This window comes from Desulforhopalus sp. IMCC35007, from assembly GCF_005116575.1.
Lineage (GTDB): Bacteria > Desulfobacterota > Desulfobulbia > Desulfobulbales > Desulfocapsaceae > Desulforhopalus_A.
The window spans coordinates 1-22,136 of the sequence record NZ_SWCN01000033.1; the positions used below are offsets into that span (position 1 = coordinate 1).

General features: G+C 46.0%; 17 protein-coding genes. 9 read left to right on the forward strand and 8 right to left on the reverse strand.

Annotated elements, in window-relative coordinates:
- Positions 1-760 precede the first annotated feature (760 nt).
- The 4 genes from FCL48_RS22370 (at position 761) to FCL48_RS22385 (ending at position 10,061) form a co-directional block, all read left to right on the forward strand.
- Positions 761-1,984: an exonuclease SbcCD subunit D C-terminal domain-containing protein gene (locus FCL48_RS22370; RefSeq protein ID WP_136875883.1), complete on the forward strand. Its 1,224-nt coding sequence runs from the start codon at positions 761-763 to the stop codon at positions 1,982-1,984.
- Positions 1,985-2,004: 20 nt separating this feature from the next.
- The gene (locus FCL48_RS22375; RefSeq protein ID WP_136875885.1) at positions 2,005-5,664 is read left to right on the forward strand and encodes an AAA family ATPase; all 3,660 of its coding nucleotides are present in this window, start codon (positions 2,005-2,007) and stop codon (positions 5,662-5,664) included.
- A 239-nt stretch (positions 5,665-5,903) separates the two neighbouring features.
- Complete coding sequence (locus tag FCL48_RS22380; protein WP_136875887.1) at positions 5,904-8,039, forward strand: HDOD domain-containing protein; 2,136 nt, start codon at positions 5,904-5,906, stop codon at positions 8,037-8,039.
- A gap of 75 nt (positions 8,040-8,114) precedes the next feature.
- Positions 8,115-10,061 (forward strand): response regulator, encoded by a 1,947-nt coding sequence (locus FCL48_RS22385; protein WP_136875888.1) that lies wholly within the window; start codon positions 8,115-8,117, stop codon positions 10,059-10,061.
- 40 nt (positions 10,062-10,101) lie between these two features.
- Here the strand turns inward: FCL48_RS22385 and FCL48_RS22390 are convergent, their stop codons facing one another.
- The 3 genes from FCL48_RS22390 to rfbB form a co-directional block, all read right to left on the reverse strand.
- Complete coding sequence (locus tag FCL48_RS22390) at positions 10,102-10,335, reverse strand: hypothetical protein (RefSeq protein ID WP_136875890.1); 234 nt, start codon at positions 10,333-10,335, stop codon at positions 10,102-10,104.
- A 24-nt stretch (positions 10,336-10,359) separates the two neighbouring features.
- The gene (gene rfbC, locus FCL48_RS22395) at positions 10,360-10,905 is read right to left on the reverse strand and encodes a dTDP-4-dehydrorhamnose 3,5-epimerase (RefSeq protein ID WP_136875892.1); all 546 of its coding nucleotides are present in this window, start codon (positions 10,903-10,905) and stop codon (positions 10,360-10,362) included.
- Positions 10,906-11,055: 150 nt separating this feature from the next.
- The gene (gene rfbB, locus FCL48_RS22400; RefSeq protein ID WP_136875894.1) at positions 11,056-12,132 is read right to left on the reverse strand and encodes a dTDP-glucose 4,6-dehydratase; all 1,077 of its coding nucleotides are present in this window, start codon (positions 12,130-12,132) and stop codon (positions 11,056-11,058) included.
- 109 nt (positions 12,133-12,241) lie between these two features.
- On the opposite strand from rfbB, the gene FCL48_RS22405 reads away from it, so the two are divergent.
- Entirely contained in the window at positions 12,242-13,828 is a 1,587-nt protein-coding gene (locus FCL48_RS22405; RefSeq protein WP_136875896.1) for a peptide chain release factor 3, read from the forward strand.
- A 138-nt stretch (positions 13,829-13,966) separates the two neighbouring features.
- Here the strand turns inward: FCL48_RS22405 and FCL48_RS22410 are convergent, their stop codons facing one another.
- Both FCL48_RS22410 and FCL48_RS22415 read right to left on the reverse strand, forming a co-directional pair.
- Positions 13,967-14,257 (reverse strand): DUF134 domain-containing protein, encoded by a 291-nt coding sequence (locus FCL48_RS22410; RefSeq protein ID WP_136875898.1) that lies wholly within the window; start codon positions 14,255-14,257, stop codon positions 13,967-13,969.
- 160 nt (positions 14,258-14,417) lie between these two features.
- Entirely contained in the window at positions 14,418-14,807 is a 390-nt protein-coding gene (locus FCL48_RS22415; RefSeq protein WP_136875900.1) for a NifB/NifX family molybdenum-iron cluster-binding protein, read from the reverse strand.
- Positions 14,808-15,147: 340 nt separating this feature from the next.
- On the opposite strand from FCL48_RS22415, the gene FCL48_RS22420 reads away from it, so the two are divergent.
- The 4 genes from FCL48_RS22420 to hemB are packed head-to-tail and all read left to right on the forward strand — an operon-like array spanning position 15,148 to position 20,456.
- Positions 15,148-15,726: a DUF4390 domain-containing protein gene (locus tag FCL48_RS22420; protein WP_136875902.1), complete on the forward strand. Its 579-nt coding sequence runs from the start codon at positions 15,148-15,150 to the stop codon at positions 15,724-15,726.
- 9 nt (positions 15,727-15,735) lie between these two features.
- Positions 15,736-18,012: an ATP-binding protein gene (locus FCL48_RS22425; protein ID WP_136875904.1), complete on the forward strand. Its 2,277-nt coding sequence runs from the start codon at positions 15,736-15,738 to the stop codon at positions 18,010-18,012.
- Between the two features lie 58 nt (positions 18,013-18,070).
- Positions 18,071-19,441, forward strand: coding sequence for a sigma-54 dependent transcriptional regulator (locus tag FCL48_RS22430; RefSeq protein WP_136875906.1), 1,371 nt, complete (start codon positions 18,071-18,073; stop codon positions 19,439-19,441).
- Between the two features lie 37 nt (positions 19,442-19,478).
- Entirely contained in the window at positions 19,479-20,456 is a 978-nt protein-coding gene (hemB, locus tag FCL48_RS22435) for a porphobilinogen synthase (protein WP_136875908.1), read from the forward strand.
- 327 nt (positions 20,457-20,783) lie between these two features.
- On the opposite strand, the gene FCL48_RS22440 is transcribed toward hemB, so the two are convergent.
- The 3 genes from FCL48_RS22440 to FCL48_RS22450 all read right to left on the reverse strand — a co-directional run bounded on the left by FCL48_RS22440 (position 20,784) and on the right by FCL48_RS22450 (position 22,121).
- Entirely contained in the window at positions 20,784-21,074 is a 291-nt protein-coding gene (locus tag FCL48_RS22440) for a hypothetical protein (RefSeq protein ID WP_136875910.1), read from the reverse strand.
- A gap of 130 nt (positions 21,075-21,204) precedes the next feature.
- Positions 21,205-21,600 carry a VanZ family protein gene (locus FCL48_RS22445; protein WP_136875912.1) on the reverse strand — a complete coding sequence of 132 codons (396 nt, stop codon included), beginning with the start codon at positions 21,598-21,600 and terminating at the stop codon, positions 21,205-21,207.
- A complete protein-coding gene (locus FCL48_RS22450) occupies positions 21,597-22,121 on the reverse strand; it encodes a YecA family protein (protein WP_136875914.1) in 525 nt (174 codons plus the stop codon). Before FCL48_RS22450 ends, FCL48_RS22445 begins: the two co-directional genes overlap by 4 nt.
- Positions 22,122-22,136: the final 15 nt, after the last annotated feature.

Below are 22,136 nucleotides of genomic sequence, written 5' to 3' on the forward strand. Positions count from 1 at the left end.
GCATATTGTCGGATCTCAAGTTATCTGCAAACTATGGCGGCCATGGGAGTTAATCCCCTCGTTGCTATTCAGATCGCTCTTACAAAACAAGATTTAGCACCGAATAATGATAGGGGTGAGTAGTTACGTTCAATGTTACTTTACCTACGTTTAGCAAGCTTACTGGAATGAGATCCGTCTTGATTGTAACGTCGTGTGAACCAAAAGAGTGAGCTACTTTTTCTCCCTCAACCATACCAAGAAGCCAATGACGATCAGATCTCTTCAGCTCAACACGAAAAACACCTTCAAAACTCAGCTTGTAGTACCTCATCTGGTTATTATCTGCGCTTTTTGCCACAAGACCAAAGTCTCTCAGAACAGCTGGTCATATGTCGATCATGGCGAGATATCTGGATCCTCCACTCTGATTTCCCATGGATTCTGTCCAGAATGTGCGCGCACTCACTTCCCCTCGCTTGATTTGGATTAAACAAGAAAACCCTGCAATCAGCCGTTCACCTTACCCAGTAAAATATCACCATATCTTTTCTCACCATCCCCATGGGTTTTCTGCAGTGTAAACCGCCCGCCCTATCTTTTGTCTTCTGCCCCGCCTCTTTCACCCCGTCACTCCCCCTGCAACAAAAGAAGGTGTTTCTAAAAGTACAGGATATGTTCTGTTAATATGCAGACATATGTATTTCCAAATAAAATACAAGCTGTTACTATAAGGTGACAGACATTTGTTCACCTCTACTTTTCATTGCACAACCATCTCATGAAGCTACTCCACACCTCAGACTGGCATCTTGGCCGCGCACTTTATGGCCGGAAAAGAAACGATGAATTCAGCCAGTTCCTCGACTGGCTGCTCGACACAATCTCCAGCCGGGCAATTGACGTTCTGCTGATAGCCGGTGATATCTTCGACACCACAACGCCGAGCAACTGGGCTCAAAACCTTTACTACCAGTTTCTCACCAGGATCCAGCAAACAGGTTGCCGTCATGTTGTCATAACCGCTGGTAACCATGACTCTGCCAGTTTTCTCGAGGCTCCCGCAGGCATTCTGAAAACCATGAACATCCATGTTATTGGCAGTATTGATGACAACATACATAAAGAAATTATTACAATTAAGGGGACGGATGAAACCCCTCAACTGATTATCTGTGCCGTACCCTACCTGCGGGAAAGGGATATCAGATCTGCAAGTCCGGGGGAAACCGTGGATGAAAAATCCGCTAAACTTATCCAGGGTATTCAGAACCATTATGACGAGGTTGTCAGTCATGCCTTGCAATTAAAAACGGTCCAAAGGCTACATGTCCCAATTATTGCTCTTGGTCATCTTTTTGCGGCAGGTGGACAAAGCGTTAAAGGTGACGGTGTACGGGAATTATATGTTGGCTCTCTTGCCCACGTCCCAGCATCCATCTTTCCAGATGAAATTGACTACCTTGCTCTTGGCCATCTCCATAGCAGCCAGCGGGTCGCAGGAGATGAGTCACGAAGATACTGTGGCAGTCCATTACCCGTAAGCTTTGCCGAAGGGAAAAAAGCCAAATCTGTCATACAAATCGAGTGCACATCAAACATTGAGTCCATTGCAGAGCTTGAGGTGCCATGTTTTCAACGACTTGAATCGTTAGAAGGAGATCTGCAGCAACTTCTGGAAAAGATGACCCACCTTAGAGCCCAGAACTGTTCAATCTGGCTTGAGATCAAATATACCGGCGAGGAACTTATACCTCATCTCCAGGAAACACTGAGAGAGGCGGTTGCCGGAAGTAAACTGGAGATTCTTCGCATTCTCAACACACGTATCATCAATTCGGTGCTGAGCAGTGAGACCAGCCAGGAAACCCTGGAAGAACTCTCCGTGGAAGAGGTCTTTGCCAGATGTCTCGCACAAAACGACATTAGCGGAGAACAGCAAAATGAGCTGACCTTACGTTTTAATCAGGCAATGGAGGCACTCCAGCAAAATGACCAAGGATAAAGATTAACTTTTGTGGAACGATGAAAATACTAACCGTACGTTTTAAAAACCTCAACTCCCTTGCAGGGGAGTGGCTCATTGATTTCACAGATCCGCATTTCACCTCAAGTGGAATCTTCGCAATCGTTGGTGCAACAGGGGCCGGAAAAAGTACTATTCTCGATGCCATAAGTCTTGCGCTCTACGGAAGGACTCCCCGGTTAAAGCAGATCAGTAAATCCTCCAATGAAATCATGAGCCGGCAGACGGGGGAATGTTATGCTGAGGTGGCATTTATCTCCTCGAAAGGCAACTTCAGGGCGCACTGGAGCCAGCGCAGAGCCAGGAAGAATCCAGCCGGGGAACTTCAGGCCCCACGTCACGAATTTGTTTCTGCCGAAACCGATAAGGTCCTTGCCTCAAAGTTAAAAGACGTTGCTGAAAAGGTCTCCGAGACCACGGGAATGAATTTTGATCAATTTACCAGGTCCATGCTTCTTGCTCAGGGGGATTTCAGTAAATTCCTCCAGGCGAACTCCGACCAGCGGGCCCCAATCCTTGAACAGATCACCGGTACTGAAATCTATAGCCTTATTTCAAAACAGGTCCACCTGCAGACATCAGCACAGGAAAGAAAACTCGAACAACTCCGGCAGGAACTCGACAGCCTGCACATCCTCTCCCCGGAAGAAATTCAGGACCTACATAATGAGAAGTCGGCAATACTCACTCATACCAGCCAGCTCAAACAAACCATTAATCTCACCAACACGGGGATTGCCTGGCACCAGAATATTCTCGGCCTCAGCGAAAAGGAAAAAAACCTCAAAGAACAGTTGGTACACCTGCAACTCCAGTGGGAGAATACGGCTCAATTACGGGAACAACTTGATAAGGCCACGAACTGCCACTTACTCCAGGGAGTCTACAGTCATCTGAGCCAACTGCGGGCAAGCCAAAAGGAAGAACTGCTGCGAATCGCCACGACAACAACCGGCCTGCAAGAACAGAAAAAAATGCAGGCGGCACTGCAACAACAAACGACCGAGTGCGAACAGGCCTACAGCCAGACGCAAAAACTGCAGCAAGACACAGCAAAAGTAATCAAAGAGGTACACCAGCTCGACTATGAAGCTCAGAAATCTTTTGAAGAAATTGAACAGTCCAATAAGAAAGTTGTCGCGCTCGAACGTCAGCTTGCTCTCCAAAATAGTGCCATAAAAAGCCAGGAACAAAGAAAAGCGGACTGCTTAAAAAATATAGCCACAATCAGGCAGTATCAGCAAAACCATGGTGCTGATGAGAAGCTGGTCGAAATACTTTCCGGCCTGGAGGAGAGGTCAACCCGGCTTTTACAATTGCTCGCAGCATTCCCAGGAGCGATCAGACGTAAAAAAACTCTTGAAAACGACCACAGAATAAAAAAAGAGCTCCAGCGTAAAGAAGACAAAACCACCATAGAACTGCATCAGAAAAATGAGCAACTCAACAAGCTGCTGGCAGAAGGGCGCCAACAATTTCAGATAATTGCTCCGAATGGTCTGTCATCCATGTACAAGGAGCTGCAGCACCGCAACAATGAACTCAACCGGCTCCGGGAAACATCCACGTTGCTTAATGAAAAGAAGCTATTGTTATTAAAGGTCGAACAAGAAAAGATTAAAAAAACCAGTCTGGCTGAACAACTTGAGGAACTCAGGAAAACACTACAGCAAACGAAAGCCCTTCTACAGCTGCAAAAAACTAACGTGGCAAAACAGGAAGAAATAGTACTTCTGGCAAACAAAATAGAAAGCTTTGAAAAGGAAAGAGAAAAACTAAAGGAAAATACACCCTGCCCGCTGTGCGGTTCTACAACGCATCCTTTTGTTGAGTCAACCATATCCCATAGAGATGATTTGAAAAAACACCTCCATGAAGAGCAACAAAAACTTGAGGAACTCAGAGAAAAAGAACGACGCGAGGACGTTGCTCTTCATGGTTTGCTATTATCCCGGAAAACGTGCAGCAGTGCCATAGAAGAAGCTGCAGGAAAGATAGAGCGACTCGGTGAAAAGATACAGCAGGGCGGTTTCTCCTCCATGAGTTTAGACAACATAGGCCCCGCTATTCTCGCACTTCAGGGAAAAGTTGCAGCGGCCGAACAGACCATAGAAAAGGTTGAGGCAGAAAACAAGAAACTATTGAGTTGGGAGCAGGAACTCAAAAAGCACACCGCTGCCCTGGCTGAGCAGAAAGAAAAGGTGCAACAGCTGCAAAGAGACACCGAAAAATGCGAGACGACATTGCAACTGCATGCAGATGGGCTGGCAGCCTCGCAAAACGAGATTTCAGCACTAACCGCTGAGCTATCGCAACTCACAGCCCCGTACAGTGCAGCACCACTTTCGAGTTGCGAGGAAATTCAGCAGGTTCAGGCAGCTCTTAAAGAAAAACAGCAGCGCTGGAAAAAATCAGTGGCTTCTCTGCGTGATGAGGAGACTCAGTTGCAATCTCTTACCAGTACCCATAAAGAGACCCTTTTCAGTATTGAGGCGCTCAAAGAGGAGCGGACGAAGATAAAAGAGCATATAGACCTGCTCAAAATCCAACACCAGACGACTAGCAAAAAAAGAACAGCACTTTTCGCTGACAAGGACCCACTTATCGTCGAGGCTACTCTACAGGAGCAGGTACTCTCCACCGAAAAAAATGTGGCCCTTTGTCGTCAGCAATTACTGGTGAAGGAAAAAGAAATAGCGACCCTCCATGAACGTAAAGAACAGCTCTCTCTTTCGACCTCCAGGCGCAAAGCAAGTTTAGACACAAAAGAACAGGAATTCGCCTCACTATTGCTCCAACACAATTTTGATTCAGAGACCACATTTCTCAACTCACGACTCCCCGATGAGAAAAGAGAACAGCTTTTCAGCCAGATTGAAAGACTGCAGATCCAGTTGCGTGAAACTCAATCAAAATTAGCCAGTGTAGAAGAGGCCATATCTGAAGAAAAATTAAAACAACCAACAGACCTCAGCCACGAATCACTGGTCGGCCGACTTGCCGAACAGACTGAGCAACTCGGGGAGCTCCAGCAGCAACTGGGGGCTCTTACTGAACAGATCAGCAACCACGAAAAAAACGTTGCCAACCAGAAAGATAAGCAAACGCTCTTTACCAGGCAACAAAAGGAATACGGCTACTGGGCTCAGCTTCACCAGCTCGTCGGTTCTGCCGATGGAAAGAAATTCAGGAATTTTGCTCAAGGCCTCACCTTCGAGCTCATGGTTCACCATGCAAATCTCACCCTTGAAAGAATGAGCGATCGCTACCTGCTCAGACGCACACCGGAACAACCATTGGAGCTTACCGTGATTGATGCCTACCAGGCGGGGGAAGTTCGCTCAACTGCCAATCTTTCTGGAGGCGAAACTTTTATAATCAGTCTTGCCCTCGCCCTTGGTCTGTCGGCTATGGCAAGTAAAAAAGTGCAAATAGATTCACTTTTCCTCGATGAGGGCTTCGGAACCCTGGACGAAGAATCCCTCGAAGTCGCATTAGAAACGTTGAGTACCCTGCAGCAAACCGGGAAAATTATTGGCATCATCTCCCATGTCCCTCTACTCAAAGAGCGCATTGATGTGCAACTGCATCTGCATGCGGGGCTTGATGGCAGGAGTACAATTTCAGGGCCTGGGGTCTCACGGTTCAAGGCATCCTGACCGTGTTTCGCCTAAACCGCTCCACGCTCAATGGAGTCGTGTTTTGAGCATATGTACTATTTAATTTTTCTGTCAATATTGATCTGTATTACTACTATCTTGAGCCAAATTGCCTAATTTTGTTATACGTCTTCATCTTGATTGTGATAGAATTATAAAAAGTACTTTGACATAGTTAGAATCTTTGATACAACTTTCAAAAAATCACTATTTATTCATTTTCCAGGCAAGTGGCCAGATTGAAATCAAGAAATAACATATACGACAGACTCGCACAGATTAAATTGCCGCAACTGCCGGCAGTTCTCGTTCAACTCATTGACATCTGCAAGGTTGAAGATGCAGATATCCGTCTCGTAGCCCAGACTGTCGCCAAAGACATAGCGATTACGACCAAGACCCTTCGGCTTGCCAACTCAGCATTTCTCGGGGCTCGAACCCAGTTTAAAAATATAGACCAGGCTGTTATTTTTCTTGGCATCGATACCGTCCGCAATCTCGCTATATCTGTTTCAATTTATGATGTTTTCGGCAAGACACCGGTCCCCGAGGGTTTTGCCAAAGAACAATTTTGGTACCACGGCCTTCTTACAGCTCTTATCAGTAAAGCGATTGCCCAAAAAAGCGGTTACGACGATCCTGGGGCCGCTTACCTGGCAGGCCTGCTTCACGACACTGGTAAATATCTTCTGTGTCTGCATTTTGGCAAGCCATATCAAGAATTCATGGATGAACAGATCCACCAGTCTGATGTTATCGGAGCAGAGCAGGATAAATTTGGAATAAGCCACTGTGATGTCGGCAAATGGTTGCTCGACAGCTGGAACATGTCCGGTGAATTGGGCAATGCGGTCCGGGACCATCACAACACCGATGCAGAGAATACTGAGATGAGTATTCTCAGCAGAATAATAAGACTGGCAAACACTCTTGCCTTAAACAGCTCCACAACAAATGAGCAGGTATTAAAAGACACCTCCATACTCTGTATTTCTCCGACCGCACTGCACTCCATTGCTGAATCACAAAAAGAGGTCCTCGGGGATCTGGCCCAGACACTGGGCATTACCATCAAAGAACCGGAGTCCATATTATCCTGGCCCGATGAACATGGTCAACAGCTTCTCAGCAACAAAATTCAATTGCGTGCCCGGCTCTACGGCTTTATGGACAATATTATTCAGGCACAAAATATCAATCGGGTGTTTCTGGCCCTTGAAGAGAGCCTGTCCCTGCTTTTTAACTGCCAGAGATCTGTCCTCCTTCTGCCTTCACAGGATAATGGGCCTCTGCTCCCCCATGGATCGTTTCGTAATCAGATCGTCAATAAGCTAAAAAGTCAGAAATTTGTCTATTTCTGCCATGACACCGCCACTCACAACACCAAAGATGAAATTGAACTAACTGCTATAAAACAACCGACCATATTTGGAACGGATATTGTTAAAAAGCCCCATGTTAATGAACTGTTTAAAGCGCTGGACGCCTCTTCTGTCCTTGCTCTGCCGATTACCCTCTCAAAAACCCGTAAAGGTCTTTTAATACTCGGGCTCCACGAACAGACAGAAGCATTGCAGGAAGCCGAAGAGATACTGCAACTCCTCGGCAGCCATGTAGGTAACCGTCTTTATCAGGAAATTGTCAAAGAAGAGTATGCACAGTCTTTTGCCAAGGAACGGATTACCGCAGTGGAAGATGTGGCAAGAAGTATTGCCCACGAGATCTCAAACCCTCTTGGCATAATTCAGAACTACATCGCTATTCTTGTTGAAAAGGATGGACCGGATAAAGAGATGAACGAAGAACTTTCTATAATCAATAAGGAAATAGAAAGAATTGCAAACATCAGCAGACAACTCAACGACCTCTCAACAACTCTGGAACCCGTTGAAATGAGCCGCGTTGATATCAATCAGGCCATACAGGAAACTGTGAAACTGTTTCAAAAATCTTTTTCACCTGCCACCAATATCTCAATCGATTTTGAACCGCCTGAAAACATGCCGGAACTCTGGATGGAGGCAAACCCAATAAAACAGATTTTAGTCAACCTCATCACAAACAGCATTGATGCACTAGAAGGTCAGGGGGCAATTGAAATCCTCTGTCACCATATCCCCGGCAATGACGCAGTACCTCTTGGAGAAATTGTGATCACGGTATCAGATAATGGCCCAGGCATTCCTCCTGCAATTGCCAACACTATCTTCAGGGCAGGAAAAACAACAAAGGCTGAAGGTCATGCAGGTCTTGGCCTTGCTATCGTCAACAAACTTGTTAAAGATATTTCCGGCAGGATCTACCACAGCAGCAGTAAACAAGGGCATACGCAGTTCACCTTTCATTTCCCGATACGGACCAAACCTACCCAATAAAGGGCAACCCTTGATTATCAGGATAACACATGCAAAATAATTACCGCTTTTCACTTACCATCCGATTGTTTTCCTATGCCTGATAAAATATTAATAGTTGATGATGACAGCCTGTTCCGCGAAAGTATGCTGCGACTACTGCGTAACCGGCATTCCCACGTGGAAAGTGCAGGATCCGGTGTTGAAGCGATCAATAAGATCCGCACCAATCACTACGCAGCGATTGTACTGGACCTGGTTCTTCCTGATCTTGAAGGAATGGAAATAGCCCAGTACATCAAAGAAAGGGATCCATACTGTGCAGTTATTATTCTCACCGGATGTGAGTCAACCATCTCAGCACAACAGGCCGTCCGGGCAGGTTGTTTCGACTATTTAACGAAGCCCTGCCACGCCGATCAGGTAAGCCGTGTCCTCAACAACGGCATTGAAAACAGACGCCTTAAACTTGAACTTGAGACAATCACGATCAGAAATCAAAAGCTCGCGGAAGCGAGCTGGGAGAGCATCGCTTTTTTCACTAAATCGCAGATAAAAGAAGTCAATAAGCAGTTTTGTACACTCTTTGCTGTTGACGAAAAACAGGTATCGACCCTGTCAATTTTTGATTTTCTCCCCGAACTGGCCCTACTCCTCACTCCCGGTAACGAGAGAGCAGGGCAGCCAGCCTCGATCGTTAAGAGTGAAGCCCTGCACCCAAATGGCAAGATTTTCCCGGTGGAACTGCGTATCGCCCCGCTGAACAACTCCCATGAACCACAGTGGGTGGTTGCCATCCGGGACCTTACCCAGTCTTTCCTGGACCAGCTTGCCAGGACCCGTCTCGAGGAACAGCTTATCAATGCAAAAAGAATGGAGTCCATCGGCCTCATGGCTGGCAGCGTAGCCCACGATCTGAACAACCTCCTCAGCAGCATGGTCACCCTTCCGGAACTCTTGCTGCTGGACATGCCGGAAAATGCTAAATACCGAAGAGATATCAATAAGATAAAAACAGCTGGGAAACAAGCTGCCGCCGTGGTGAGTGATCTCCTCACCATTACACGTGGCTCAACCAGCCAAAAGAAGGTCAAAAACCTTAACTCAGTGGTCGATGAGTATAGACAATCTCAAGAACTCAGTCACCTTCGCAAAAGCTATCCAGAGATTATTATTGAAATCGACACCTCACCACAAGTCAGCAACAGTCGCCTCTCCACGATTCATGTGCTGAAATCCATCATTAATCTGGTCCGAAATGGTATTGAATCAATTGATGGACCTGGTGCTGTCACAATCCATACAAGTAAACAGAGGTTTCTCGTACCCCATCAAGGATACGAGACCATTCCCCAGGGGGAATTTGCCGTGCTGACCGTGGCCGACACAGGGACCGGCATAAAAAAAGAGCACCTGAAACATATTTTCGAGCCGTTTTTCACTAACAAAAATATTGGAAAAACTCACGGCACAGGCCTTGGCCTTACTGTCATTCAGCATACCATGAGAGACCACTACGGCTATATTGATATTCGCAAAGGTCCCACCGGAACTATTTTTGAACTTTATTTTCCGATCATTGCTCAACAGGAGCGGCATATTCAGGAACCGAAAATATTAAACACCATGTTTGGCAAAGGGGAATCCATTCTCATTGTCGACGATGAAAAGGAACAACTAGATATCATCAGTTCTGTGCTGAACAGACTCGGATATAAAACAGCCAGTGTTACCAGTGGTGAAAAAGCGATAGAGCACATCAAAGAAAATCATGTCGACCTCGTGCTGCTCGATATGGTGCTGAAACCGGGGATAAACGGCTATCAGACCCTGAAAAATATTCTCGAAATAAACCCTCAACAAAAAGCAGTTATCACCTCAGGCCAGTTAAACCACCCGGACCGTGATAAAACCAGGCAAATGGGGGTGAGCCAGTATCTTGCAAAACCGGTCAGCCTCAGCCTGCTGGCACGGACCATTCAGCAGGAAATATATGGTGAGGCCCAATGTGGGTTGGACAATCAGACAGATAAAAAGCAATAACGGTGCAAGAGCGGCAAAGCCCCTGCAACCAGATCAGGGCTCAACGTTTGGCCCAGACTACAAAGCCCTGTCGTTTATAATCTTCAACACATTGTTCATTTTTTGCGAAAGCGGACTTTGTACTCCACTGTCCAACCTCGCAATGAACAAATTCCATGGTCACCGGATTCTGCAAAACAACATAAGTCGGTTTATCAGACATCCTCGCGCAACCAGCACTAAAACTCAGGTGTACCACAGCCACTCCCAATACAACCAGCGTTGAAAGCTTCATGCCATCCTCCCCCGAAAAAGAACATTACATAAATAGGTCAGCGTCCTTGAACGAAGCCCCTTTGCTGTCTTTATCGGACAGTTGCGGATGATATTCAATAGGCCACTTGATTCCAAGCTCCGGATCATTCCATGTAATACAGCGTTCATGTTGCGGTGCCCAATAATCAGTGGTTCGATAGAGAAATTCGGCAACATCAGACAGTACCACAAAACCATGGGCAAAACCTTCAGGCACCCAGAGTTGTTTCTTATTTTCCTGACTCAGGTGAACTCCTACCCACTGGCCAAAAGTTGCAGAAGATTGTCTGATATCAACAGCCACATCATAAACTTCTCCTAAAACGACTCGAACCAGCTTACCCTGAGGCTGCTGAATCTGGTAATGCAGGCCCCTTAAGACACCTTTGACGGACCTGGAGTGGTTATCCTGCACAAAGGTTCTGGCAAGACCGGTTTGCTCCAGCCATTTTTTTTGATTGAAGCTCTCAAAAAAAAAGCCCCTGTCGTCACCGAAGACGTCAGGCTCTATAACCAATACGTCAGCAATAGCTGATGGTGTAACTTTCATGTTGTCCTTCTCTGTATTGTTTTAAAAGATTGCAGCCGAAACAACTCAGTCGCATGCAGAACCGGGCAGCAATTCTACGGGATGAAGGCACCGCTTTTAAACAGCGGCTCCTGCCCCCTGAGTGCCTGCCATCTGGCGCAGATGTTTTTTCTATGAGCGGCTGTACATCTTCTCGTAGTAGTTTTGATAATCGCCGCAGACGATGGTATCAATCCATTTCTTATTCGCCAGATACCAGTCGATGGTTTTCTCCATGCCCTGCTCAAAGGTCATCTTGGGCTGCCAGTTCAGTTCTTTACTGATCTTTGTGGCATCAATGGCATAACGCCGGTCGTGTCCCAGTCGATCTTCTACAAAGGTAATGAGGGACCTCCTGGGATTGGAAGCAGAGAGGAGCCCTACCTTACTGTCAAGCAGATCACAGACAACATGGACAACCTCCAGATTCTGCTTCTCGTTGTTCCCACCAATATTATAGCACTCCCCGAAGCGTCCGCCCATGATCACCTCTACAATGGCCTCACAGTGGTCCTGGACATAGAGCCAGTCCCGGACATTTTTCCCGTCACCATAAACGGGCAGGCTTTTCCCATTCAGGGCATTATTGAATATCAGCGGGATGAGTTTTTCTGGAAACTGGTAAGGACCATAGTTATTGGAACAGTTTGTAATTTTGACCGGTAAACCGTAGGTATGAAAATAGGCACCTGCCAGATGATCCGATGAAGCTTTTGAGGCTGAATAGGGTGAACGTGGATCAAAAGCCGTTGTTTCTGTAAAAAAGCCGGTCTCCCCTAAAGAACCATACACCTCGTCGGTGCTGACGTGGAGAAAGCACTTACCGCTGGTATCTTCCTTAGCACCAAGCCAATGTTTTTTGGCTGCCTCTAAAAGGGTAAAGGTGCCAACAATATTTGTCTGGATAAAGTCAGCAGGCCCGGAAATAGATCGATCGACATGAGATTCGGCTGCAAAATGGACGACGGTATCGATTTTTTCTTCGGCAAAAAGACCTTCAACCAAACGGCTGTCACAAATATCGCCTTTAATAAATCTATAGGAAGCCCCCTCAGTAATCCCCTCTAAGTTATTGAGATTACCGGCATAGGTAAGTTTGTCGAGGTTGATCACTCTCCAGTTTTTACAGGTGCCATTTATCAGACGAACAAAATTTGACCCGATAAAACCACAGCCCCCGGTGACCAGAACAGTACGTTTATTTTTCATAGTTATCAGTTTTCTCTTTGCATTATTGGAAAAAGACCATATCCTAGAAGGTTTTCTGACTGTTCTTATAATAACTTCACTGAATAATTCAAAGTCATATTTTCCCACCATGAGCAAACAACAAGATCTTGAAATAGCCAAAAGACGGACCTTTGGCATCATCAGCCACCCCGATGCCGGTAAAACAACCCTGACAGAAAAGCTCCTTTTATTTGGTGGAGCAATTAATATGGCAGGCGCGGTTAAATCAAGAAAGGTTGATCGCCATGCAACGAGCGACTGGATGGCCATCGAACAGGAACGGGGCATTTCAGTGACAACCTCTGTCATGAAATTCACCTATCGCGATTACGAAATAAACCTGCTCGACACCCCAGGCCATCAGGACTTCTCAGAAGATACCTACCGGGTCCTGACAGCCGTTGATTCAGCAGTCATGGTGATCGATAGTGCCAAAGGGGTTGAGGCGCAAACCGAAAAACTGATGGAAGTGTGTCGCATGCGCAACACCCCAATCATCACTTTTATCAACAAGCTGGACCGTGAGGGACAGTCACCCCTTGACGTCATGGGAGAGATTGAGGAAAAACTGCAGATAGAATGTACTCCTCTTTCCTGGCCTATCGGGATGGGGAAGACCTTTAAAGGGGTGTACAATATCTATCACAAAACCCTGCACCTCTTTACTCCGGGCCAAAACATCCGCGAAACCAAAGGGATTGTCATTGAGGACCTCAATGATCCTCAGGTTGATCAACTTTTGGGCGCCCAAGCCAAGGATTTACGGGAAGATCTTGAGCTCCTCGAAGGTGCAGCCAATCCCTTTGAATATGATCATTATTTAAAAGCCAGCCAGACACCTGTCTTTTTTGGCAGTGCAATCAACAATTTCGGCGTCCAGGAGATGCTTGACTGTTTTGTGGAAATGGCCCCTCCTCCAGGCCCCAGGCAGGCCGTGTCCCGGGAAGTATTGCCCAGTGAGGAGGATTTCTCCGGTTTTGTTTTTAAAATCCAGGCCAATATGAATCCTGCCCACAGGGATCGAATTGCATTCTTCAGAGTCTGCTCTGGTAAATTCACCCGGGGGATGAAGGTAAAGCATCACCGGCTCGGCAAAGATATCACCCTCTCCAATGCCACAATCTTTATGGCCCAGGAAAGAGCCCATGTAGATGAAGCCTGGCCGGGAGACATTATTGGGCTTCACAACCATGGAACCATCAAAATTGGTGACACCTTCACCCCAAAAGAAGAACTGAAATTCACAGGTATTCCCAATTTTGCACCGGAACATTTCAGGCGAGTGTTACTCAAAGACCCTCTGAAAATGAAACAGCTGCAAAAAGGTCTCGTTCAGCTGGCTGAAGAAGGAGCCATACAGGTGTTCAGACCCCTCATCGGGTCTGATTACATCATGGGCGCAGTAGGTGTGCTCCAGTTCGAAGTGACCATGGCACGATTGCAAAATGAATACAGCGTAAAAGCAATTTACGAGCCGATTGATTACCAGGCAGCCCGATGGGTTCGCTGCGAGGATAAGAAGGCACTCGCTGAGTTTGAACGAAAGAATCAGTCAGCACTCGCCTATGATTCTGAAGGTTTTCTCACCTATCTCGCCCAAAGCGAATGGATGTTAAACTACTTCATGGAGAAATGGCCCGCCATAGAGTTTAAGAAGACAAGAGAAAATCTCTGAAACCGAGGACTGATCCCTTTTTAGAAGAGCCACCAACCAGGAAACCCATCTGGTACATCGCCCCTGCCAAGGGGGTTCAATATGCATGGCATGCGGTCGTATCATTGCATGCCTTTGCACTCCAGATCCATCACCGAGTTACTCATCCTCATCATCGACAAAAACCAGTGCATATCCCTGAGTCAGGGCAGTAGATGTCTTTTTTCGAGCAACGGTGATGATTCTCTGGATGGTACCACGGGATACTCCCATGGACAGACCAGCTTCTTCCTGGGTTAATCCTTCGGCATCACATAATCGCAGAGCCTCCAGTTCATCCCGATGCAATTCGACTTTTCTTAAATCAGTAAGAGGTGTTCCCGTGGGTTTAAATGCGTTTCCACAGAATTTTCCCTGACACTTTCGGATTTTTTTTGGACGAGGCGACATAGGTTTTCTATATTTAATTGTTCACAAAACGATGTCCGTGAATGAAGTCTCAACAGCTCCAGCCGTACTCTCCCGACTGAAGCTCTGTTGAACGTGTAGAAAAAGGCAGAACATAGCCGTCCATAGAATTCATCAACTGCTTCTGGACGGTGTCACGCCATTAATGGTGACAGTTTCCAGAACCTTTACAGACCTGATCGGTATTCATTCTGGGTAGCTGCCCTTCTACAAACTTTGCTACAACATCAGCCACCGTTTTCATCGTGTTTCTATCGGCAAAATACACCGCGATTCCAACTTCTGCAAAGCCCTGCATTGGCCGTGCCCCCATTCCTCCGACAATAATCGCTTCAGCACCGCCTTCATGCAGAACCTTCACAGGAACCAGACAACCGCCTGCTGCGTGGTCACCATTGGCTATTGTGAACACTTTTTCTATTTCATTTTTTCCATTGAAATCAACAATGGTGAAAATATCACAGTGTCCAAAATGATCTGAACGTTCTGCCTCAAGGCCGCCTGGGGTATTACTCGGTACCGCGATACGCATAATTTTTTCAACCTGCTCTTCGTAAAAATAATCTTAACAATATACCTTACATCTTTTTTGTGCATATGCACAAGAATTTTTTCAGCTCCCTTAAATATTACAATACAAGCCGAAGATCAAGACAACTGTGCACAACCGATGGAACCAGATGGACAACGGACAAGAGATCAGGTAAATTATCTGCTGGAATAATGAAATATATTACAATGTGGTTATTTAACCTAAAATGGCGGTCTATTTCAAGTTTTGAATACGCTCCGGCAACACATTCTTTATCCCTCACAGATAAGCGGAGTCTTTTTATGATACAATTTATTTTATATATACAGCACTACTCATTATGATCATTTTTTTTAGACCACTTTTTTTACTTTTTCTATCTCTTATCATCGCCGCAGGATGCACACCAGCATCCGCTGATAACAGCCGCCAAGCTTCGATAGAAGAACTGACCGCCACCACTTCTGAAACCCATCTGATAATGTTTGGCACACTGGTAAATAGCTTCACCTCAGAAATGATCGAAATCCTCAATAGCGGTATTCCACTCCATTTTTCTTTTTTTGTAGAACTCCATAAAATTGAAAAGGACTGGCCGGAAGAGCAGATCGCCTCTCTTAATTTTCAACATATCATGACCTTTGATACCCTCAAGGAAATGTACCGTGTGACAATAGAGGAAGACAACAACAAAGAGCAGAGCTTCAAGTCTTTTTTTGAGGCTCAAAAAGCTATCAATGAAATTAACGGGGCCAAGGTGGTAGAATTGAAACAACTCGTCCCCGAAACCAGGTACAAACTTAAAATCAAAGCCGAGCTTTTTAAAAAAACCTTACCGCTAAGCCTCCATTCGATTTTTCCCTTTCTCTCCTGGTGGGATATTGAAACAGACTGGCATTCAATTGAGTTCACATATTAATAGCCCACCATGAAACCTTCAGCTCCTCCAGATAGGCTCGACAGCAAAAAGCCCTATAACGCGCAGCAGGTTCAACAGAAAAGAAAACTTGTTCGACGGGCAATTTTCTTTTGTATTCTGCTTATTCCTCTTTTTATCTGGATTCAAAGCCAGCTCTTTGAAAGCAATTTACAGCTGCCCCATAACAACAATATTCTGATTTTCGCTCTTATAAATATTAATGTTCTGCTCGTTCTTTTTGTACTGTTTCTTGTCCTGAGAAACCTGGCTGAGCTCCTTTTTGAACGAAAAATCAATCGTCTGGGTAACAAGCTTAAAACAAAACTCATTGCCTCTTTTCTTTCGCTGACCCTGATTCCGACCATTCTCCTCTTTTTTGTTTCCCTGCAGTTTGTCTCTACCAGTATGGATTACTGGTTTAACGCCTCAATTGAAGATTCCTTAACTGAATCCTTGAAACTTGCACAATCCCTTCTCCATGAAAAAGAAGAGCAGGCCAATCAGATGAGTGAGGTTATTGCCAGCCAGCTCAATGAACTGAACCTTACCAACACCTCCGCCGTAAGCATCCAGGAAAATCTTGCGCAGATCCTCCGTTTTAATCCCATTAACGGGCCTGATGTCATTCGTCTGGTCACCGAAGATAGAAATTTTGAAATCACGGTGACAGGTCCCGAGCTGCGCAATGTCATTATTCCCAGCATCCCGGCGAGTGTTTACGAAAAAGTCCTGACTTCCCAGACAAAAGAGAATCTTCTACAGGAGTTAAAGACTGGAGATCTTGTCAATTGTATTTCAAGAATCACCGTAGGTCAGGAGCAAAAAGATACGGCCTTTCTGATCACCTCTTTACTGGTCAACCGCGATCAGCTCACGAGCATGACAACAATTTCCCAGGGGATTGAAGGCTACAGACAACTCAAACATTTCAAGGAACCCTTTAAATTCTGGCTGCTGATTATCCTTCTTATCGTCACCTTACTCGTTATTTTTGCGGCAATCTGGTTCGGTTTGTATATCTCAAGAGGTATCACCGACCCACTCGAGAATCTTGTCCTTGCCACCAGAAGGGTAGCCGATGGCGATCTTGCCTTTAAGATGGAACGTGAATCCAACGATGAAATGGGCCTGCTCGTGGATTCATTTAACCAGATGACGGCCAACCTCAACCTGAGCAATCAGCGTCTTGCTGAAACTCATACCGCACTCGAGCTGAGCTCACAGGAATCGGAACAGCGCAGGCGGTATACAGAAATCATCCTGCAAAATGTTTCAGCGGGAGTCATTTCCCTTGATGAAACCGGAAAAATTACCACTATCAACAGATTCGCAGAAAAACTGCTCAATATCGACAAATCTCTCTTCATAGGGCTTGAATACAACCACGTTCTGCCTCCATATCAGGCAAAGATCGTTGATGACTTCATAGAGGAACTGAAGCTCACCGGTAAAACCACTGTGGAGCAGCACCTCAAACTCAATATTCTCGGTAAATACTATTCTCTTCTGGTCAATTTCACCCGACTTGAAGACGAAGAAAAACACCCCGTAGGCTTTGTTCTGGTCTTTGACAACCTGACAAAGCTCGAAAAAATGCAGCGAATGGCTGCCTGGCGTGAGGTGGCCAGACGTATTGCTCATGAGATCAAGAATCCTCTTACCCCAATACAGCTTTCTGCACAAAGGCTGCGAAGGAGATATCCGGAGATACTCAAGGAAAAGGACAGCGTTTTCGATCAATGCACCAATACTATCATCACCCAGGTAGACGAACTGAAAACCCTGGTGAGTGAATTTTCCCAATTCGCCCGGATGCCTAAGGTTCAGAAATCTCTCGACAACCTTGTAGAGCTTACGAAAAAAACACTTTTCCTCTACCAGGAAGCCCACAAGGAAATAACCTTTACCTGCACAGAACAGGAAAAAATTCCGGATTTTAGTTTTGACGGCGAGCAGATCAAACGGTGCCTTATAAATCTGCTGGATAATGCAGTTGCAGTTTTACCCGAGGGCGGTACAATAAATCTTGACCTCAGTCTCGGCGAAGAAAAAGACAGTGTTTTTCTCAAGGTTGCAGATAACGGACCTGGCATCACCAAAGAGAACAAACTCAAACTATTCGAACCTTATTTTTCAACGAAAAAGACAGGTACAGGGCTTGGCCTGGCTATCGTTTCCACAATTATTGCCGACCACAATGGTTATATTAGGGTACAGGATAATGAACCCACTGGTTCAGTTTTTATCATTGAGTTACCCATACAAAACCAGGTTGCACTCAAGTAGCTCAATTACGACAGAAGAAAGCAATACTATCCCCCACTTCTCTTTTCAACCGAAATCCATGAGCAAAAGAATACTTATTATTGACGATGAAGTCAGCATCCAGCGGTCGCTCGCAGGTATTTTAGAAGATGAAGGCTTTACTCCGGTAACCGCCTCTTCTGCAGAAGAAGGATTTGTATTGATGGAGGAGAATGTCGTCGATCTGGTACTCCTCGATATCTGGCTTGGGGACAATATGGACGGCATGACTGCACTGGAAAAAATTACAGCCATGTATAAAATTCCGGTTATCATGATCTCCGGCCACGGCACCATTGAAACCGCGGTTCAGGCCACACGTAAGGGCGCTTTTGATTTCATTGAAAAACCTCTGTCTTACGACAAGATCATCCTGGCAATCACCAATGGTCTGCGCTTTGCCAAACTTGAACAGGAAAACAGAATTCTCCGGCAGGGTACGGCTCCAAAAGCCATCCTAACAGGGGAAACACCTGTTATACTCGCCTTAAAAAAACAGATTGAGATGGTCGCCCCCACAGATGCCTGGGTACTGATCCGTGGAGAGCACGGGACCGGTAAAGAACTCGTTGCTCAATCAATACACCGCGCCTCTCAATCAGCCGACCAGCCTATGATTGAGGTGAACTGCGCCGCGATCCCGGAAGAGCTCATTGAATCGGAACTCTTCGGCCATGAAAAAGGCTCTTTCACTGGGGCCCACACCAGTAAACGTGGCAAATTTGATCAGGCCGACGGAGGCATTCTTTTTCTCGATGAGATCGGAGATATGAGTCTCACAACCCAGGCAAAAATCCTGCGTATTCTTCAGGAACAGAAATTTGAGCGGGTGGGTGGCAACAAAACCATCAACGTCAATGTCAGGGTGCTTGCGGCCACCAATAAAAATCTTGAAGAGGAGATCGAGGCGGGCAACTTCAGAGCAGATCTCTTCTGGCGTCTCAACGTGGTGCCCATTCACGTCCCCAACCTTGTCGACCGCCTCGAAGATATCCCCCTTCTGGTCTCAGCAGTACAGAAAAGTCTTCGGAGGAAAGCTCTTAAAGAAAAAATATTTTCTGAAGATGCCTATGCAGCCCTCATGGAGCATCACTGGCCCGGTAACGTTAGAGAACTGAGAAATTTTATCGAACGGATGGTTATCATGTGCCAGGAGGAGACCATAACTGCAAACCATATCCGCCTGTTTCTCAATCCTGCAGGTAGCGCTGCCACCAGCAGTAGTAGCGGTAAAAGCCTCAGCCCATTTATGGAAGCTGACTATAAAACAGCCAAGCGACTCTTTGAAAAAGAATATTTACAACAAAAACTCTTGGCAAATGACAATAACATCTCTAAAACTGCCGAGCAGGTTGGCCTTGAACGAAGCCACCTGCATAAAAAACTTAAATCTTTTGAACTTATTCAATAGGCTCCACCGACAACCTTAAACAACCATAGGAGATCACATGGTTTTTCCAGAATATAGACCTCGAAGACTCAGAAAAAACAATGCCTTTCGGGCCCTCATCCGTGAAACAGAACTTTCTCCCGCCCAGTTTGTCTACCCTCTTTTTGTAATGCCGGGTAAAAATAAGCGGGAAGAGATCAGCTCCATGCCCGGAGTTTTCAGGCTCACCGTTGACCAACTTGAGAAAGAGGCAAGAGAATGCCTGGCCCTTGGAGTGAACTCCATCATCCTCTTTGGTCTTCCTGAGAGTAAAGATGCAGTTGGTTCCGGTGCCCACGCTAAAAATGGCATTATTCAGACGGCAATCAGGGAAATCAAAAAGAAAGTACCCGAGATGCTCATCATAACCGATGTATGTCTTTGTGAATATACCGACCACGGGCACTGCGGCTGTCTGATAGACGAGACTGTAGACAACGATGCGACCCTTGAAATCCTCGCAAAAACCGCTCTTTCCCATGCCCAGGCGGGTGCTGATATGGTAGCACCTTCTGACATGATGGACGGAAGGGTCGCGGAGATACGGGCCTGCCTTGATGAGAATAATTTTGAATCCATCCCTATCATGAGCTATTCCGTGAAATACGCCTCTGCCTTCTACGGACCTTTCAGAGATGCCGCCGACTGTGCACCGCAGTTTGGTGACAGAAGAAGTTACCAGATGGATCCGGCCAACAGCCGTGAAGCGTTACGGGAAGCAACCCTTGACGTAGATGAGGGTGCTGATATCCTTATGGTTAAACCAGCTGTAGCCTATCTTGATATTATTTCAAGACTACGCGATGAATTCGACCTGCCCATCGCCGCCTATCATGTAAGCGGTGAGTATGCAATGATCAAAGCCGCAGCAGAAAAAGGCTGGATAGATGGAGACAGGGTGATGGAAGAGACTCTTCTTTCCATTAAAAGAGCGGGTGCGGATATAATCATCACCTACTTTGCCAAAGATATGGCGAGAATTCTCAAAAACAGATAGTCCTCAGCCCGCATTTCTCAGTGATAAAGTTTTTTCGCAGGTCGAGACACAAGCCATGAAGCAGGTAAGCGCAGACTCCGGTAGCAAATTACTGCAAGTGGCTTGTAACGCTGCACCTGCGAAAAAATCTATTGACCCAAAAGGTGAGCTTTTTGTTGACACGAAAAACACCCTGTTTTCTGCGATAGTCAATTTTAAAAAATGAAATCATGTGGTTGAGTTTGTAATCAAAAGCCTCATGAGAAACGCAGGTTAGCATGAAACAACAAAGGGGACGTTGAATGCTATCAACGTCCCCTTTGTCTTTGTTTTTTTCAGTTCAGCCGTCTACGCCCGAATGTCCAGAAACTGTGCTGGTGCTCCACTACTTCGCTGCATCTCCTGATTATTCTGGGACTCGTTTTCCAACGCTGCTTCCGGAGCGGCCTGCGCTGAGGTCACTGCTGTACGGGCAAGTTCAAGTCCTTGTTGTGAAAACGACGTGACATCTGCAGTAAGCTGACTGGTACTATTTTCTTCTATTTCCTGATTTTCACTGCGGTCCCGCTGGATTTGATTTTCCCGACTGACCTGTTCCTGATATATAAGGGTCGTAACTCCACCCGATTCACCTATCATAACCTTCTCCTGTTGAGCTTTCGTGAACTTACTTTATACTGACAAGTATAGGTTTCGTGAGAAAAAATTGCAAGGACGAGGGCAAAATAGTAGAAATTGGATTTTTCGCAGGGAAGATCAAGGCAGCATTTCAGGATACTTGCGCTATCTCCCGGGATCTTTGGACAAACAACCATGTCACACTGGCCAACACTCCCCCAAAGGTATCAGCACAAACATCTAAAATACTGACAAAGCGGCTGGGAACAAAATACTGATGAAACTCATCAGAGATTCCATACAGCAGACAAACAACAATTGTGTAGGCAACAGCTTTGAATGGCTGGCTTTGTTTAAAATCGTCCTTCCAGGCAAAACAAACCGTCGCCCCAAGGGCGGCGTAAGCTATCATGTGTGCGACAAGGTCGCTGTAGGCAAAGGCTGGCAGATGGATTTCGTCGCCGGGTTTACTGGAGAGAAAAAAAATAGTTCCCATAACGACGATCATGGGAACTATTTTATAGATTTTATACGGAGATGCGGTCATACCTCAGGACTGTTCGCAGCACTTGAAACGTGCACTTTTTCCAATTGCTCAGGAGTAAATCTCTTCCGGATTCTCCTTATTGCAGCACTCAGTTCTTTGCTTGGTCCCGCAGGAAGATCCATTACAGCTTTATCTGCATAGGCAGTCAAAACAATCTTTTTGTTGATCACCTCAAAGGTGTGACTCCAGTTGATCTCGATGGTCTCACTGTTTTCATCGATTGGAACATCAAGCAGCTCACCACCTGCCGCCACCTGTACGCCATCACAATCGGTCATCTCCATCAGCCAGGCATCCCCCTCTGCCGTTGAGAAGAAGAAAAACACCCCAAGTTCGCGGCTCATGATCTTTCTATTCACCGCGTCCTCCTGGATCTGCTTTACCCCATCCATCAGAGTGACCTTCATCGCCTGCTCAGGAGTTAAAGGCCGGAGGGCGTTTTTTTCCTTTAAGGCGCAGCAATGTTTAAACTTTTTTCCGCTGCGACAGGGGCATTTTTCGTTTCTGCCAATCTTTGCCATGAATCCAACCTCAGA

Bases quoted from the DNA above. Each gene is read 5' to 3' on its own strand.
- FCL48_RS22370 (WP_136875883.1), top strand. From the start codon at position 761: ATGAAGCTACTCCACACCTCAGACTGGCATCTTGGCCGCGCACTTTAT.
- FCL48_RS22375 (WP_136875885.1), top strand. From the start codon at position 2,005: ATGAAAATACTAACCGTACGTTTTAAAAACCTCAACTCCCTTGCAGGG.
- FCL48_RS22385 (WP_136875888.1), top strand. From the start codon at position 8,115: ATGCCTGATAAAATATTAATAGTTGATGATGACAGCCTGTTCCGCGAA.
- FCL48_RS22390 (WP_136875890.1), bottom strand. From the start codon at position 10,335: ATGAAGCTTTCAACGCTGGTTGTATTGGGAGTGGCTGTGGTACACCTG.
- rfbC (WP_136875892.1), bottom strand. From the start codon at position 10,905: ATGAAAGTTACACCATCAGCTATTGCTGACGTATTGGTTATAGAGCCT.
- rfbB (WP_136875894.1), bottom strand. From the start codon at position 12,132: ATGAAAAATAAACGTACTGTTCTGGTCACCGGGGGCTGTGGTTTTATC.
- FCL48_RS22405 (WP_136875896.1), top strand. From the start codon at position 12,242: ATGAGCAAACAACAAGATCTTGAAATAGCCAAAAGACGGACCTTTGGC.
- FCL48_RS22410 (WP_136875898.1), bottom strand. From the start codon at position 14,257: ATGTCGCCTCGTCCAAAAAAAATCCGAAAGTGTCAGGGAAAATTCTGT.
- FCL48_RS22415 (WP_136875900.1), bottom strand. From the start codon at position 14,807: ATGCGTATCGCGGTACCGAGTAATACCCCAGGCGGCCTTGAGGCAGAA.
- FCL48_RS22420 (WP_136875902.1), top strand. From the start codon at position 15,148: ATGATCATTTTTTTTAGACCACTTTTTTTACTTTTTCTATCTCTTATC.
- FCL48_RS22425 (WP_136875904.1), top strand. From the start codon at position 15,736: ATGAAACCTTCAGCTCCTCCAGATAGGCTCGACAGCAAAAAGCCCTAT.
- FCL48_RS22430 (WP_136875906.1), top strand. From the start codon at position 18,071: ATGAGCAAAAGAATACTTATTATTGACGATGAAGTCAGCATCCAGCGG.
- hemB (WP_136875908.1), top strand. From the start codon at position 19,479: ATGGTTTTTCCAGAATATAGACCTCGAAGACTCAGAAAAAACAATGCC.
- FCL48_RS22440 (WP_136875910.1), bottom strand. From the start codon at position 21,074: ATGATAGGTGAATCGGGTGGAGTTACGACCCTTATATATCAGGAACAG.
- FCL48_RS22445 (WP_136875912.1), bottom strand. From the start codon at position 21,600: ATGACCGCATCTCCGTATAAAATCTATAAAATAGTTCCCATGATCGTC.
- FCL48_RS22450 (WP_136875914.1), bottom strand. From the start codon at position 22,121: ATGGCAAAGATTGGCAGAAACGAAAAATGCCCCTGTCGCAGCGGAAAA.